Source organism: Pseudomonas sp. KB-10 (assembly GCF_018221585.1).
Lineage (GTDB): Bacteria > Pseudomonadota > Gammaproteobacteria > Pseudomonadales > Pseudomonadaceae > Aquipseudomonas > Aquipseudomonas yangonensis.
Genome location: NZ_QYYB01000006.1, coordinates 286,880 through 301,257 on the forward strand (window position 1 = coordinate 286,880; position 14,378 = coordinate 301,257).

A 14,378-nucleotide genomic window follows, 5' to 3' on the forward strand; every position below is an offset into this window, starting at 1 on the left:
TCAGGCGCAGAACCGCCCAGCCATGAGCAATCAGAGGCTCAACAGCGCGATGCAGAGCAAGGCTGCAATCACCGGGATCAGCACCGTAATGACGAAGATGTCCTGGTATGCCTGCTTGTGCGTCAAGCCCATGATCATCAGCATCGCGATCACAGCGCCGCAATGCGGCAAAGAATCCAGCCCCCCGGCGGTGATGTTGGCGATACGGTGCAGCACCTCGGGCTCCACTCCCATCTCTAGGTACCGCGGCGCCAGGGTCTGCATGAAGATCTGCAAACCACCGGAAGACGAACCGACGATCCCCGAAACCACGCTGACCGAGGCGAACACCGACAGCAGCGGCGGCAGTTCCACCGCCAGTATCCATTGGGCGAATTGGGCAAAACCCGCAGTCTGAGTTACGACGCCGCCAAAACCGATCACTGCCGCCGTGTTCAAGAGCGGCATGATCGCATCATCCGCTCCCTGCCCCAGCAAACCCAGGGTATTGCGGCGCAGGCTTTGAAACATCAGCACAGCGACGCAGGTGGCGATTACCAGTGCCAAGCTGGGCCAGAGAATCGGCTGCGCCTGACTGAAGGCCAGCAGCCCGCCCAACGCACCTTCACCCGGCACGACCGCACCAGACAGGGCGAACAGGCGCGGCAGCAAAATGATCCCCAGCACCACGATGATCGGCACCAGCGCCAGCCCCCAGTGCGGCCCACTACCTGGCGCGCCGGCCAGCTGCTGCATGCGCTCATCCTGCGCGTTGGGCTCGAAGCCTTCACCTCGCTCACGCGCCAGACGCCATTCCCGCTGCAGGTAAGCCATCCCCAGAACGATCATTACCAGTGAAGCGAACAGCCCGATCCAGGCGCCAGCGAACAGGTCAGTGCCCAGCGCACTGGCAGCGATCACGTTGTGAATCGATGGCGACCCGGGCAACGCCGTCATGGTGAAGGTGCCGGCGCCGAGCGCCGTGGCAGCACAGAACAGGCGCTTGGGCAGATTCGCTTCGCGCATCAGCGTGATACCCAGCGGATACATGGTGAAGATCACCACGAAGACCACCACGCCACCGTAGGTCAGCACGGCACACACCAGCATCGCCACCCACAGCGTGCGTTGTGTCCCCAGGCCGCGGGTAATGGCCTGAGCGATACTGCCGGCCGCCTGACTCGCCGCCATGACCTTGCCGAAGATCGCGCCGCAGAGAAACAGCACGAAGAACTTGCCGGCGAAGGTGAATGCGCCCAACGGGCCGAATGGAAAGTGTTCGAGCAACGCCCGAGGTACGGCGACGCCATTGCTGAGCGCCACCAGAATCGAGCACAGCAACGCCGCGATAAAAATGTTCACCCCACGCAGCGCCATGTAGATAAGTAGCGCCAAGCCCAGCAAGAGCCCCAAATTCCCAAGCATCCGCATTCCCCCTCTTTATTGTTTTAGTTCCAACTGGGGACAGTTATAACAGTTCGTACAACCCGCACACTGTTTGGATTGCGTAACTGACTGTTTTTTAGCCAGCCCCCGTATGCCGTACGCTGCAGCGCTCCGCCCGAAGAAAAAAATTTCCAACTCTTGCCTTGGCTCCGTTTACTTACTAAAAGTAATAGGTAGTATGTACGCCGGCTAATTTCCCGCAGTTGGGGAATTGCTTTTTATGGAAAACTCCACCTTAAGGGGAACACGATGAACAACGTTCTGAAATTCTCTGCTCTGGCTCTGGCCGCAGTTCTGGCTACCGGTTGCAGCAGCATGTCCAAAGAAACCGAAGCTCGCCTGACTGCTACCGAAGACGCAGCTGCTCGCGCTCAAGCCCGTGCCGACGAAGCCTACCGCAAGGCTGATGAAGCTCTGGCTGCTGCTCAGAAGGCTCAGCAGACCGCTGACGAAGCCAATGAGCGCGCTCTGCGCATGCTGGAAAAAGCCAGCCGCAAGTAATTTGCGACTCGTTTTTTCGAAAGCCGCCCCAGGCAACTGGTGCGGCTTTTTTCTTGCCTGCACCAGACGCTGAACATGTCGCGCCAGGCCGTCAGGCAATAAAAAGCCCGCCGGCGCGAACGCGGGCGGGCTTGTTCATGGTTTTAAGGTCAGAACGGATTGTCGCTAGTGGCTACCACGCTCTCGGTTTGCGTGGCGATGGGCACTGGCATCCCGTCTTCTGAAGCTACCACTTCGCGCACCATTTCCCAGTCGAGACGCAGGCCGCTGAGTTCGTCACGCTTGAGCAGTGCATTGATCACCGCCGTATGTTTGTCGACAACGGACGGATCGCCCTCGTCATCCAGCGGCGCGTGCGCCTCCAGGTAGATCTTGCCGCCGCTGACGCCGAATTTGTATGGCTCATTGATGATACGAACCGGAGTACCGACCGGCACCATGTCCGCGAGCTCGAGCACGTTGTGGTTGAGCATGCGGAAACAGCCGTGACTGACGCGCATGCCGATACCGAACTTCTTGTTCGAGCCATGAATCAGGTACCCGGGAAACGACAGCGTCATCTTGTACGGGCCCAACGGGTTGTCCGGGCCGGGCGGCACCACCGTGGGCAGGATGTCGCCGTCGGCAGCGTGCTCTTCACGGATCGACTTGGGCGGATACCAGGCCGGGTTCGGCGTCTTCACCGTGACTCGGCCGACACCCAGCGGCGAACCCCAGCCTTCGCGGCCGATGCCCAATGGGAAGGTATGCACAACGTTCTGCCCTTTCGGGAAGTAGTACAGACGATACTCGGCCAGGTTGATCACGATGCCCTCACGCGGGCCAGGGGGCAGCACATAACGCGTCGGCAGGATGACCTCGGTGCCCTCGCCAGGCAGCCAGGGGTCGACGCCCGGGTTGGCCGCGACCATTTCCAGATAACCGAGATCGTTCGCCGTTCCCAGATCGGCGAAGGTGTCCTCGTACTTGGCCCTGATCACCTGTACCTGGCCCACCACGTCCTCGCCTGGTGGCGGCAGTGGAAATTCGAGCGCCTGCACCGCGGCACTGCAGCATAGTGCGACCAGAGTCAGGCAGCGGTTGACCGCAGAAAAGCGCGACAACATCCGGGAATCCCTTGAGAAGAGTTGAGTGATATTACGGCGATTGTACACCGCCGTTCGAAAGCCTGGCAGACGTCAGCCATCCGCCCAGTTAGAGCAAAGACCCTGACGCTGCGCCTCGAAGGTAGCCAGGCAGGCCGGGCAGAGTCGGCGATCGCGCAGCCAGACCTTTTCCAGCGCTCGCCAACGCGGCTGCGCTGGTAACAAACCGCCACACAATGTGCGATCGGCATGCCCACCCAGGCGCAACTGACGAGCCACCAGATGCACGCGCACCTCGCGACAGGCGAACAGGTCCAGCTGCTCATCCGGCTCGATCAGTTGATAGGCATAAAGGGACCAGGCGGGACGCGGCATCTGGGGCTCCGTGACAGGTCGGCCACATTAGCCGAAAGGCTTGAGACGGAAAAGCCTCTGCCTGTGCAGTTTTCCCGCAGCAAAGCGGTGTTCACAGCATGGGTTTGAGCGTCGGCCAGACATTCTCCAGCAGCACCGCCTGCGCCGCCTGGGTCGGATGAATGCCATCGGCCTGCATCATCCCCGGCACGCCACCGACGCCCTCGAGGAAGAATGGCACCAGCGGCACCTTTTTCGCCTCAGCAACATCGGCGAACACCTGGGCGAAGGCTGTGGTGTAACGCTGACCATAGTTAGGGGGCAGGCGCATGCCCAGAATGAGCACCTTGGCCCCTGCCTGCTGTGACCTCTCGACCATGGACGCAAGATTCTGTTGCAATTGCGCTGGAGGCTGGCCGCGCAGGCCATCGTTGCCGCCCAGCTCGATGATCACCAGCTCCGGCTTGTGCTCGGCGAGCAGCGCAGAGAGCCGCGCGGCGCCGCCTGCGCTGGTATCACCGCTGATCGAGGCATTGACCACCGAGTGCTCGAAACCCTCCTCGCGAAGGCGTTCTTGCAGCATTGCGACCCATCCCTGGCGGCTATCCAGGCCAAAAGCGGCGCTGATACTATCGCCGACCACAAGCAGGGTGCCTGCAACCGCTCCCTGAGCCCAGAACATCAGGGCCAAGGCACCACTGAGCCACCATGCACGCATTTGGAATCTCCATGACTTCGAGCATTCTCGCTGCGCGGAACCTTAGCAAAGTGGTCGAGAGCGCGGAAGGCGAGCTGACTATTCTTCACGATCTCGACCTGGAACTGAGCAAAGGCGACAGCCTGGCCATCGTCGGCAGCTCGGGCTCCGGCAAATCCACCCTGCTCGGCTTGCTCGCCGGCCTCGACCTGCCCAGCGCCGGCGCCGTGCTGCTGGCCGGCAACAACCTCAGCGAACTCGATGAAGACCAGCGGGCGCGTCTGCGTGCCGAGCATGTCGGCTTCGTCTTCCAGTCGTTTCAGTTGCTCGACAGCCTCAATGCGCTGGAGAACGTGATGCTGCCGCTGGAGCTGGAAGGTCATGCCGATGCCCGTCAACGTGCGCGCGCATTGCTCGAACGCGTCGGCCTCGGCCAGCGCCTGACGCACTACCCACGCCAACTCTCCGGTGGCGAGCAACAGCGCGTAGCCATCGCCCGCGCCTTCGCCGCCGAGCCGGACGTGCTGTTCGCCGACGAACCCACCGGCAACCTCGACAGCCATACCGGCGAGCGCATCAGTGACCTGCTGTTTCAGCTCAACCAGGAGCGTGGCACCACCCTGGTGCTGGTCACCCATGACGAGCGCCTGGCGCACCGCTGCCAGCGTCTGATCCGCCTGGAAGCCGGACATCTGATCGACCGCGTGGAGCCCTGATGAAACGCGTGCCCTTCGCCCGCCTGTTTTCGCTCGCAGCCCGCCAACTACTGCGCGACGCCCGCGCCGGCGAGTTGCGCGTGCTGTTCTTCGCCTTGCTGGTGGCGGTGGCGGCCAGCAGCGCCATCGGCTACTTCAGCGCGCGTCTGAACGACGCCATGCTGCTGCGCGCCAGCGAATTCCTCGCCGCCGACCTGCGCCTGAGCGGCAGCACGCCAGCCAGTCAGGAACAGATCGATGCGGGACTCAAGCTGGGCCTCGATCACGCCCAGGCCGTGGAGTTCTCCAGCGTCGTTGCGGCACAGGATGGTATTCAGCTGGCCAGCGTCAAGGCCGCCAATAGCCTTTATCCGCTGCGCGGTGAACTGAGAAGTGCAGCCGAACCCTATGCCCGCGAAGAGGTGGGGCCAGGGCCTCGGCCGGGGGACGTCTGGGCCGAAGCGCGCCTGATGGTGGCGCTGAACCTGAAGATCGGCGATGAGCTGGAGATAGGCGCCAAGACCCTGCGCCTGAGCCGTGTGCTGACCTACGACCCGGACACCGCTGGCGATTTCTACAGCCTGACGCCCAGGGTGTTGATGCATCTGGACGACCTGGCTGCGACCGAGGTGGTGCAACCTGGCAGCCGTGTACGCTTCCGCGAACTCTGGCGCGGCGATGCCGACGCGTTGGCGGCCTACCGTCAGGCCGTCGAAGGCGGCCTGGAACCCAATCAGCGGCTGGAGGATGCCCGCGACGGTAATCGACAGGTCGGTGGCGCACTTGGCCGTGCCGAGCGTTACCTGAATCTGGCCAGCCTGGCGGCGGTGCTGCTCGCTGGCGTGGCGGTGGCACTGTCGGCGGCACGCTTCGCCGCACGGCGCTTTGACGCCAGCGCCCTGCTGCGCTGCCTCGGTTTGTCACGACGCGAAGCGCTGGCCCTATTCGGCCTGCAACTGGCCCTGCTCGGGCTGCTCGCCAGCGTGCTCGGCGCGCTGCTCGGCTGGGCCGGCCAGCACGTGCTGTTCCATCTGTTGCGCGGCCTGATCCCCGATGATCTGCCGCCCGCCGATCTGTGGCCTGCTCTGGCCGGGATGGCCACCGGCCTGGTGGCGCTGGCCGGCTTTGCCCTGCCGCCGCTGGCAGCTCTCGGCCGCGTGCCGCCGCTGCGTGTGCTGCGTCGCGACATGCTGCCGGTGCCGGCCAGCTCCTGGCTGGTGTATGGCGCGGCGCTGGTTGCGCTGGGTCTGATCATGTGGCGCCTGAGTCTGGATTTGAAACTGACGCTGGCGCTGCTCGGCGGCGGCCTGCTGGCGGCGCTGGTGCTAGGCGGTTTACTCCTGATTGGTCTGCAGAGCCTGCGCCGCCTGCTGCAGCGCGCCGCCCTGCCCTGGCGCCTGGGGCTGGGCCAACTGCTGCGCCATCCACTGGCGGCGGCCGGTCAATCGCTGGCGTTCGGCCTGATCCTGTTGGCCATGGCGCTGATCGCCCTGCTGCGCGGCGAGCTGCTCGACACCTGGCAGGACCAGTTGCCGGACGATGCGCCCAATCACTTCGCCCTCAACGTGCTGCCGGCCGAGCGTGATGCCTTCGCCGCCCGCCTGGCCGAACTCTCGCCTCATCCTGCGCCACTGTATCCGGTGGTGCCGGGCCGGCTGATCATGATCAACGATGAGCCGGTGCGCCAGTTGGTGACCAAGGAAAGCCGCGGCGAGCGCGCCATCCAGCGCGACCTGAGCCTGACCTGGGCCGAGGATCTGCCGTCCGACAACCTGATCACCGCCGGCAGTTGGTGGGGTGCTGCGCCGGCTGGCGAGCTGCCTGGCGTGTCCGTGGAGGCCGAGCTGGCCGAAAGCCTGCAACTGCAACTGGGCGATCGCCTGCGCTTCAACGTCGGCGGCATCGAACGCGAAGCGCAGGTGACCAGCCTGCGCCAGGTGGACTGGGACAGCTTCCAGCCCAACTTCTACATGATCTTCGAGCCACAGACCCTGCAGGATTTGCCCGCCACCTACCTGACCAGCTTCTACCTGCCGCCCGGCCAGGATGCAGAGCTGATCAAGCTCAGCCGCGCCTTCCCCAGCGTCACCCTGTTGCAGGTCGACGCGCTGCTGGCGCAGCTGCGCAGCATCCTCGCCCAGGTCACCCTGGCCATCGAATACGTACTGCTGTTCGTGCTCGCCGCCGGCATCACCGTGCTGCTGGCAGGGCTGCAGGCAACGCTGGACGAGCGCATTCGCCAGGGCGCGCTGCTGCGCGCCTTGGGCGCCGAGCGCAAGTTGCTGATCAGCGCCCGCCGTGCCGAGTTCGGCCTGCTCGGCGCGGCCGCCGGCCTGCTCGCTGCATTGGGCTGTGAGCTGGTGAGTTTCCTGCTCTATCGCTATGCCTTCGACATGAGCTGGCAGCCTCATCCGTGGCTCCTGCTGCTGCCGCTGATTGGCGCGCTGCTGATCGGCCTGGCCGGCGTGCTGGGCACCCGCCGCGCATTAAATGCCAGCCCCTTGAGCGTGCTGCGCGAAGGCTGAGAACCTGAAGAGGGGTTTGCTAGACTTGGCGCCCCCTCTCACATCCGAGACACCATGAGCCGCTATCGTCCCCCTCGCCCCGCCGGCACTCCCCTGATCACGCCTGAAGGCGAGGCGCGCCTGCGCGCCGAGCTCCACGAGCTGTGGCATGTGCGCAGGCCCCAGGTGACACAGTCGGTGAGCGAAGCGGCAGCCCAGGGCGACCGCTCGGAAAACGCCGAGTACACCTACGGCAAGAAGATGCTGCGCGAAATCGACAGCCGCGTGCGCTTTCTCACCAAGCGCCTGGAAAAGCTCAAGGTCGTCAGCGAAAAACCGTCCGATCCGAACAAGGTGTACTTTGGCGCCTGGGTCACCATCGAGGACGAGGATGGCGAACAGTCGCGCTACCGCATCGTCGGCCCGGATGAGCTGGATCTGAAGCAGGGGCTGATCAGCATCGATTCGCCACTGGCCCGCGCTCTGGTCGGCAAGGAGCTGGATGCGGAGGTTCGGGTGCACAGCCCCAGTGGTGAAAAGACCTGCTATATCGTCGAGATCGAATATCCCTAGACTCCAGGAGCGGGCCCGGTTCACGAGCCTCCCACCCTGTAGGAGCGAGCTCTGCTCGCGAAGCTTCATGAGCGCCAATGTTCGCGAGCAGAGCTCGCTCCTACACGAAGGGTAAGGATCAGCGCCGGGTAATCAGCCCCTGGCGCGCCACACGCACCAGCTCATCTACGGTTTGCGCCAGATCCTCGGCGCTCGGAGCCTGGATTACGGCCAGGTCGAAGCTGTCGCGCGCGAAACGACTCAGGGACTCGCCGTTCTGCACGAACTGGATGCGAAAGGCACGCGATCCGGCCCAGCGTTTGGGCCAGCCTTCGAGATAACGCAGCAAGGTGGGCTGGTGGCTGCCGCCAAGCAGTACGCGCGGATTGCGCAACAGCAGGCCCGAAGTGATGGGCGCCAGGCGAATATGCGGTTGGGGACAGATCATGGTCGAGTCTCCGCCTCGAGAATCCCGCTGGGCAGCGGTGGGAGGCGACACCGAACCAGCGCTTTAGCGGAATTTCAGGCGCTGATGACAACACCCTGTGGCGCCCCGCAAGTAGCTGTTTAAATCGGCGCAGGGCGCATCCTAGAGAAGCCCACGGCAAACTGTCAAGGCGCGCCCGGGCAGCACCCCAACCTTTGATTGGGTAACGACCAGTCCACTGCGCGCCAGGGCCAATCGCCTCATCACCAGCTGCGCTGATGTGGGCCTCGGGCAGGCCATCCTGCGGGCTCTGGTGTTTCGACACGTAACAGATAAAACCCTGCCAAATCGATACATGATCGTCCCAATATCAATCAAAGTGCCGAGTTAGAGGCGTTACCCGCAAACCAGAGTCAATGGCATGTTTCCTGCCATCGTCCCAGGGCCGTACGTGCCACGGGATGGGCGCGATTTTCTCGCAGGGAGCTTCCCAAAAACCATCGAGAGCGCCCATGAAGAACAATAAAACCCTGCTCGCCCTCTGCCTCGGTGCCGGCCTGCTCGCCAGCGGCCAGACCCAGGCTGCCTGGTTCGCCTCCTCCGGCTACACCCAGACCAAGTACCCCATCGTCCTCGGCCACGGCATGCTCGGCTTCGACAGCATCCTCGGCGTCGATTACTGGTATGGCATTCCGGCCGCGCTGCGCCGCGACGGTGCCAGCGTCTACGTCACCGAGGTCAGTCAGCTCGATACCTCCGAAGCGCGCGGCGAGCAGTTGCTGCAGCAGATCGAGGACATCGTCGCCATTAGCGGCAAGGGCAAGGTCAATCTGATCGGCCACAGCCACGGCGGCCCCACCACGCGCTACGTTGCCGCCGTGCGGCCGGACCTGGTCGCCTCGGTCACCAGCGTCGGCGCACCGCACAAGGGCTCGGCCGCTGCCGACTTCCTCAAGGGCATCAGCAACGGCCCGGCGGGCCCGGTCGCCACACCGCTGCTGGCGGGCATCGTCAACGGCCTGGGTACGCTGATCAACTTCCTCTCCGGCAGTTCCAGCACCACCCCGCAGAACGCCCTGGGTTCGCTGGAATCGCTCAACAGCGAAGGCGCCGCGCGCTTCAATGCCAAGTTCCCACAGGGCATCCCCACCAGCGCCTGTGGCGAAGGGGCCTACAGCGTGAACGGCGTGCGCTATTACTCCTGGAGCGGCACCAGCCCGCTGACCAACGTGCTCGACCCCAGCGACCTGCTGATGGGGGCCTCCTCGCTGACCTTCGGCTCCGAGGCCAACGACGGCCTGGTCGGCCGCTGCAGTTCGCGCATGGGCCAGGTGATCCGCGACAACTACCGGATGAACCACCTCGACGAGGTCAACCAGACCCTGGGGCTGACCAGCCTGTTCGAGACCGATCCGGTGACCGTCTACCGTCAGCACGCCAACCGCCTGAAGAACGCCGGGCTATAAGCGCCACGCGTATCTGCGCCTCGCTACGCCGGCATCTCGCTGCGCACCGCGCGCTGGCCGGCGTCAGCGCTGAGTCCCTGTTCGGATCGGGGCAACCCGATCCGACGCATTACTGGAAGCTGCCGTGAAGAAAGCCCTGTTCGCCCTGCCTCTACTGATCGCCGTCGGCCTGGCGTCGATGCTTTACCTGCAACCCGGACATCGCCCCACCCACCTCAATGCCTCTGTCGCCGCTACGCTCATGCAGCCCGAGCCGGCACCGATCGCCCAGACCATCACGCCGACCAGCGAGGCCTCGCAGAAGCAGGCTGGCAAGCTTGCCCTGCCCGGCTCCTTCGTCGGCACCGAAGTCGATGGCAGCTTTCGCGTCGATGCTGTCGGCAATCTGATCGTCAGCGAGGATATTCGGCGAATCTTCGATTACTTCCTCGCCAGCATCGGCGAAGAAAGTCTGGATGCCAGCGTGTCGCGGCTGCGCAGTTACATCGACAGCCAGCTTCAGGAGCCGGCGCGGGTCCGTGCCCGGACGCTGCTGGAGCAGTACCTGAGCTACAAGCGTGAACTGATCCTGCTGGAGCGCGACCTGCCTCAGATGGCCAATCTGGATGCCATGCGCCAGCGCGAGAGCGCGGTGCAGGCACTGCGCGCCCGGCTATTCGACAGCGAGACGCACCAGGCCTTTTTCGCCCGCGAGGAAGGCTACAACCGCTTCACGCTGGAGCGCCTGGCCATTCAGCACGACGCCCGTATGAGCGCCGAAGAAAAAGGCGTCGCCGTCGACCGCCTGCGCGCATCCCTGCCGGAGGAAATGCAGGACATGGTCCTGCCACAACTGCAACAGGAACTGCGGCACAACACGGCACGGCTGCAGGCCGAAGGCGCCAGCGCGGCGCAGATCCGCCAGATGCGCCAGCAACTGGTCGGTGCCGAAGCCACCACGCGCCTGGAGGCGCTGGATGGCCAGCGGGAACAGTGGCAGAAGCGCCTGGAGGACTACCTCGCCGCCAAGGCGAAGATTCAGGCGAGCGAGGGGCTCAGCAGCAGCGACAAGCGTGCGGCGATCGAGGCACTGGCTACCGAGCGTTTCGATGAGCGCGAGCGCCTGCGCCTGGATGCCGCCGAGCAAGTGGCGACCGCCAGCAAGAAGCCGTAGCGTCACGTGCTGTCGCGCATCACCAGTTCGAAGCCGACGTCGATGCAGTGCTGCTCGGGGGTTTCACCGCGCATCAGCGCCAGCAGCATGTTCGCTGCCAATTCGCCGATGCGGCCGCGGGTAGTGCGTACCGTGCTCAGCGCCGGATGCATCCAGGCCGCTGCCGGCAGGTCGTTGAAGCCGGCGATGGCCAGCCGCCCCGGCACTTCCAGCCCCAACTGACGGGCGCGAAACAGAGCACCCATGGCCAGGTCGTCGTTGTTGAAGAACACCGCATCGATCTGCGGCTGCTGCGCCAGCAGACGATCGAGCAACTCGGCCCCCAGGCCGATGGACGACAGCTGCGGCGTGAGCAGTTCCAGCGCCGGATCATGGCGATTGAGGTACTGCATCACCTGGCGATAACCCTCGGCGCGCTGCAAGGTACGCGGGTCGAGCTGCGCCGCGGCGAAGGCGATATGGCGATAGCCGCGCTGCACCAGGGCTCGGGTCATGGCGGCCCCGGCCTCGATCTGCGAGAAGCCGACGCAGTAGTCCTCAGGTTCTTCGCTCAGTTCCATCAGGGTTACCAGCGGGCAGGTGCTGGCACCGAGGATTTCCCGCGCCGCGTCGCTACGCTCGAACCCCGTGACCAGCAGGCCCGCCGGCTGGTGCGCCAGGTAGGAACGCAGCAGGCGCTCGTCTTCCTCGACCCGATAATGACTGACGCCGATCATCATCTCGAAACCGGCCGGCATCAGCACACGCTGGATGGCTTCGACGGTATCGACGAACACCGAGTTCGACAGTGAAGGAATCACCACCGCCACCAGATTGGAACGCGAACTGGCCAATGCCCGCGCCGCCGGGTTGGGCACGTAGCCAAGTGCCTGCGCAGCGCGCATCACCTGCTCGCGCAGCGCATCGGAGACCCGTCCCGGCTGCGACAGCGCACGCGAAGCGGACATCAGCGAACAGCCTGCGGCCTTGGCCACATCGGACAGAGTGACGCGTTCGGCAGACCGGCGACGGCGTTGAGTCATAGCGCCTCCATTGTTTGACAGCGGGCGATTCTACCAGCCCCGCTGGCGAATAAAGCGCGGGACACGCCGCCCGGGGTAACGCCACCATGCAAGGAGCGTTACCGCCTGCGTGTCCCGCGAAACTTAAAGGGCGGCCTTTTCGGCTTCGGCCCGCACCTGATCGAACAGCTGCTGGCCGACCGTATCGACGACCTTCTGGATCGCCGGCGCAGCCTGCTCGCGCATGCGCTGCACTTCGGCGGGGTCCACTTCGTTGATCTGCATGCCCTTGTCCTTCAGCTCGGCCAGGGCGCGAGCGGCCTCCTCGCGGGTGTCCTGGCGCTCGAAGTCACGCGCCTTCTTCGCGGCCTCCATGAGAATGTTCTGCTCGGTCTGCGACAGGCCGTCCCACCAGCGCTTGGACACGGTGACGATCCATGGGCTGTACACATGGTTGGTCACGGTCAGGTACTTCTGCACTTCGTAGAACTTCGAGGAAAGGATGGTGTTGAACGGGTTTTCCTGGCCATCGACCGCCTTGGTCTCCAGCGCCGTGAACAGCTCGGAGAACGGCAGCGGCACGGCGTTGGCGCCCATCAGCTTGAAGGTTTCGAGGAACACCGGGTTGGGCATCACGCGCAGCTTGACCCCGGAGAAGTCCTCCAGCTTGCTGATCGGCCGGGTGTTGTTGGTCAGGTTGCGGAAACCGTTCTCCCAGTACACCAGGCCGACCAGGCCCTTCTCCTCCAGCTTGTCCATCACCTGGCGACCGACCGGGCCGTCCAGTACGGCATCGGCCTGCTCGGCGCTGCTGAACAGGAACGGCGTGTCCCACACCGCCATTTCCTTGGTGATGCCCACTAGCGTCGCGGTGGAGCCGACCATCATTTCCTGCGCGCCACCGATCAGCGCGCTCTGCATCTGGTCATCGGAACCCAGGCTGGCGGCGCCGAAGGTACGCACCTTGAGTTTGCCGTCTGAGGCCTTGGCCACTTCCTCGGCGAACAGCTTGGCCGCGCGGCCCTGGTTGCTGTTCTCGTTGAGGCCGTAACCGAAGCGGATCATGCGCGAGCGCACGTCATCGGCGTGAGCGGTGATACTGGCGAGCGGGCTGCACAGCATGGCAGCGGTGAGGATGGCGAGCAGCGGACGTTTCATTGGGTCTACCTCTTATTGTTGTGAATGTTGCCGGCGCGCAGGCGCCGGTGGGTCAACTCAGCGCAACCAGGCCAGCGGCACGGTAACGATGGCCGGGAAAGCCACCAGCGCGACGACGATGGCCAGATAGATCAGGAAGAACGGCATGACACCGCGCACCAGCACCTCCATGCGCAACTTGCCGATACCGCCGACGACGTTGAGCACCGTGCCGACTGGCGGGGTGATCAGTCCGATGGAGCCGATCAGCACGAACATCACGCCGAAGTACACCGGATCGACGCCGGCCTTGATCGCGATGGGCGCCAGCACCGGCGCCAGAATCAGGATGGTCGGGGTCAGGTCCAGCACCATGCCCACTGCGATCATCAGCAGCATGATCGCCAGCACCAGCAGCCGCGGATGCTCGGCCAGCGGCCCGAGCATGGCGCCGATCTCATCCGGCAGCTGCGCCAGGGTGATCATGTACGCCGATACCGTGGCAGCGGCGCAGAGAAACATCACCGACGCCGTGGTGCGACTGGCGCGGGTCAGGGTTTCCATCAGGTCGCTCCAGCTCAGCTCGCGATAGAGCAAGGTGGACACCGCCAGCGCATAGACCGCTGCGACCACGGCTGCCTCGGTGGGCGTGAAGATGCCGAAGCGCAGGCCGCCGACGATGATCACCGGCAGCATCAGCGCCGCCGCACCGTCGATCAGTACCCGGCGCCGCTCGGCGGCACTGGCCTTGGGTGGCGTCGGCTCGGTGAAGCCACGGGCGATCAGGGTCCAGGCAATGATCAGCCCCGCGCCCATGATCAGCCCCGGTACCAGGCCGGCCATGAACAGCTGACTGATGGAAGTGTTGGTGACTACGCCGTAGATCACGAAAGGCATCGACGGCGGGATGATCGGCGCGATGATGCCACCTGCGGCCACCAGGCCAGCCGAGGAATGCAGCGGGTAACCGCGCTGGCGCATCATCGGCAGCAGCAAGGTGGCCAGCGCCGCGGTATCGGCCAGGGCCGAGCCGGACATGCTGGCCAACAGCACGGCGGCAGCGATGGCAACGTAGCCCAGACCACCACGCAGGTGGCCGAAATAGGCCTGAGCCATGGCGATGATGCGTCGGGAAATACCGCCGGCGTTCATCAACTCACCGGCCAGGATGAAGAAAGGCACCGCCAGCAGCGGGAAGCTGTCGGCCCCGGCGAGCAGGTTCTGCGCCAGCAGCTGCACGTCCCAGAAATCCAGGTACCACATCAGCACGGCCGCCGTGAGGATCAGGGCGAAGGCGATGGGCATGCCAAAGGCCATGAACCCCAGCAGGGAGGAAAGAAATACCGCGACAGTCATCGGCAGGTCCTCGGTGGGCAGTGCC

14 protein-coding genes are annotated in these 14,378 nt (G+C 64.5%); 6 read left to right on the forward strand and 8 right to left on the reverse strand.

Features of this window, described 5'->3' with window-relative positions; all coding sequences use genetic code 11:
* Positions 1–30 precede the first annotated feature (30 nt).
* Positions 31–1,404 (reverse strand): GntP family permease, encoded by a 1,374-nt coding sequence (locus DXK50_RS17925; RefSeq protein WP_212631256.1) that lies wholly within the window; start codon positions 1,402–1,404, stop codon positions 31–33.
* A 270-nt stretch (positions 1,405–1,674) separates the two neighbouring features.
* Here DXK50_RS17925 and oprI point away from each other — a divergent pair, with 270 nt between their 5' ends.
* On the forward strand, positions 1,675–1,926 hold the full coding sequence (gene oprI, locus DXK50_RS17930) for an outer membrane lipoprotei OprI (protein WP_003239826.1): 252 nt from the start codon (positions 1,675–1,677) through the stop codon (positions 1,924–1,926).
* A 149-nt stretch (positions 1,927–2,075) separates the two neighbouring features.
* Here oprI and DXK50_RS17935 read toward each other — a convergent pair whose 3' ends face one another.
* The 3 genes from DXK50_RS17935 to DXK50_RS17945 all read right to left on the reverse strand — a co-directional run bounded on the left by DXK50_RS17935 (position 2,076) and on the right by DXK50_RS17945 (position 4,083).
* The gene (locus DXK50_RS17935) at positions 2,076–3,032 is read right to left on the reverse strand and encodes a L,D-transpeptidase family protein (RefSeq protein WP_161867023.1); all 957 of its coding nucleotides are present in this window, start codon (positions 3,030–3,032) and stop codon (positions 2,076–2,078) included.
* Between the two features lie 72 nt (positions 3,033–3,104).
* Positions 3,105–3,386: a hypothetical protein gene (locus tag DXK50_RS17940; RefSeq protein ID WP_061237999.1), complete on the reverse strand. Its 282-nt coding sequence runs from the start codon at positions 3,384–3,386 to the stop codon at positions 3,105–3,107.
* A 91-nt stretch (positions 3,387–3,477) separates the two neighbouring features.
* Positions 3,478–4,083 (reverse strand): arylesterase, encoded by a 606-nt coding sequence (locus DXK50_RS17945; RefSeq protein ID WP_161867022.1) that lies wholly within the window; start codon positions 4,081–4,083, stop codon positions 3,478–3,480.
* Between the two features lie 11 nt (positions 4,084–4,094).
* On the opposite strand from DXK50_RS17945, the gene DXK50_RS17950 reads away from it, so the two are divergent.
* The 3 genes from DXK50_RS17950 to greB are packed head-to-tail and all read left to right on the forward strand — an operon-like array spanning position 4,095 to position 7,834.
* Complete coding sequence (locus DXK50_RS17950) at positions 4,095–4,778, forward strand: ABC transporter ATP-binding protein (protein WP_161867021.1); 684 nt, start codon at positions 4,095–4,097, stop codon at positions 4,776–4,778.
* The gene (locus DXK50_RS17955) at positions 4,778–7,282 is read left to right on the forward strand and encodes an ABC transporter permease (protein ID WP_212631257.1); all 2,505 of its coding nucleotides are present in this window, start codon (positions 4,778–4,780) and stop codon (positions 7,280–7,282) included. Before DXK50_RS17950 ends, DXK50_RS17955 begins: the two co-directional genes overlap by 1 nt.
* 54 nt (positions 7,283–7,336) lie before the next feature.
* Entirely contained in the window at positions 7,337–7,834 is a 498-nt protein-coding gene (gene greB, locus DXK50_RS17960; protein WP_024308418.1) for a transcription elongation factor GreB, read from the forward strand.
* Positions 7,835–7,952: 118 nt separating this feature from the next.
* On the opposite strand, the gene DXK50_RS17965 is transcribed toward greB, so the two are convergent.
* Positions 7,953–8,261 (reverse strand): class I SAM-dependent methyltransferase, encoded by a 309-nt coding sequence (locus tag DXK50_RS17965; RefSeq protein ID WP_212631258.1) that lies wholly within the window; start codon positions 8,259–8,261, stop codon positions 7,953–7,955.
* A gap of 491 nt (positions 8,262–8,752) precedes the next feature.
* Here DXK50_RS17965 and DXK50_RS17970 point away from each other — a divergent pair, with 491 nt between their 5' ends.
* A complete protein-coding gene (locus DXK50_RS17970; RefSeq protein WP_212631259.1) occupies positions 8,753–9,706 on the forward strand; it encodes a triacylglycerol lipase in 954 nt (317 codons plus the stop codon).
* Between the two features lie 124 nt (positions 9,707–9,830).
* Complete coding sequence (locus DXK50_RS17975; protein WP_212631260.1) at positions 9,831–10,859, forward strand: lipase secretion chaperone; 1,029 nt, start codon at positions 9,831–9,833, stop codon at positions 10,857–10,859.
* A gap of 2 nt (positions 10,860–10,861) precedes the next feature.
* On the opposite strand, the gene gntR is transcribed toward DXK50_RS17975, so the two are convergent.
* The 3 genes from gntR to DXK50_RS17990 all read right to left on the reverse strand — a co-directional run bounded on the left by gntR (position 10,862) and on the right by DXK50_RS17990 (position 14,353).
* The gene (gene gntR, locus DXK50_RS17980; RefSeq protein ID WP_212631261.1) at positions 10,862–11,881 is read right to left on the reverse strand and encodes an HTH-type transcriptional regulator GntR; all 1,020 of its coding nucleotides are present in this window, start codon (positions 11,879–11,881) and stop codon (positions 10,862–10,864) included.
* Positions 11,882–12,004: 123 nt separating this feature from the next.
* Entirely contained in the window at positions 12,005–13,018 is a 1,014-nt protein-coding gene (locus DXK50_RS17985; RefSeq protein WP_212631262.1) for a TRAP transporter substrate-binding protein, read from the reverse strand.
* 57 nt (positions 13,019–13,075) lie between these two features.
* A complete protein-coding gene (locus DXK50_RS17990) occupies positions 13,076–14,353 on the reverse strand; it encodes a TRAP transporter large permease (protein ID WP_161867015.1) in 1,278 nt (425 codons plus the stop codon).
* Positions 14,354–14,378 lie beyond the last annotated feature (25 nt).

Excerpts from the sequence above, each read along its gene's own strand:
- DXK50_RS17925 (WP_212631256.1), bottom strand. The coding sequence starts at position 1,404 with ATGCTTGGGAATTTGGGGCTCTTGCTGGGCTTGGCGCTACTTATCTAC.
- oprI (WP_003239826.1), top strand. The coding sequence starts at position 1,675 with ATGAACAACGTTCTGAAATTCTCTGCTCTGGCTCTGGCCGCAGTTCTG.
- DXK50_RS17935 (WP_161867023.1), bottom strand. The coding sequence starts at position 3,032 with ATGTTGTCGCGCTTTTCTGCGGTCAACCGCTGCCTGACTCTGGTCGCA.
- DXK50_RS17940 (WP_061237999.1), bottom strand. The coding sequence starts at position 3,386 with ATGCCGCGTCCCGCCTGGTCCCTTTATGCCTATCAACTGATCGAGCCG.
- DXK50_RS17945 (WP_161867022.1), bottom strand. The coding sequence starts at position 4,083 with ATGCGTGCATGGTGGCTCAGTGGTGCCTTGGCCCTGATGTTCTGGGCT.
- DXK50_RS17950 (WP_161867021.1), top strand. The coding sequence starts at position 4,095 with ATGACTTCGAGCATTCTCGCTGCGCGGAACCTTAGCAAAGTGGTCGAG.
- DXK50_RS17955 (WP_212631257.1), top strand. The coding sequence starts at position 4,778 with ATGAAACGCGTGCCCTTCGCCCGCCTGTTTTCGCTCGCAGCCCGCCAA.
- greB (WP_024308418.1), top strand. The coding sequence starts at position 7,337 with ATGAGCCGCTATCGTCCCCCTCGCCCCGCCGGCACTCCCCTGATCACG.
- DXK50_RS17965 (WP_212631258.1), bottom strand. The coding sequence starts at position 8,261 with ATGATCTGTCCCCAACCGCATATTCGCCTGGCGCCCATCACTTCGGGC.
- DXK50_RS17970 (WP_212631259.1), top strand. The coding sequence starts at position 8,753 with ATGAAGAACAATAAAACCCTGCTCGCCCTCTGCCTCGGTGCCGGCCTG.
- gntR (WP_212631261.1), bottom strand. The coding sequence starts at position 11,881 with ATGACTCAACGCCGTCGCCGGTCTGCCGAACGCGTCACTCTGTCCGAT.
- DXK50_RS17985 (WP_212631262.1), bottom strand. The coding sequence starts at position 13,018 with ATGAAACGTCCGCTGCTCGCCATCCTCACCGCTGCCATGCTGTGCAGC.
- DXK50_RS17990 (WP_161867015.1), bottom strand. The coding sequence starts at position 14,353 with ATGACTGTCGCGGTATTTCTTTCCTCCCTGCTGGGGTTCATGGCCTTT.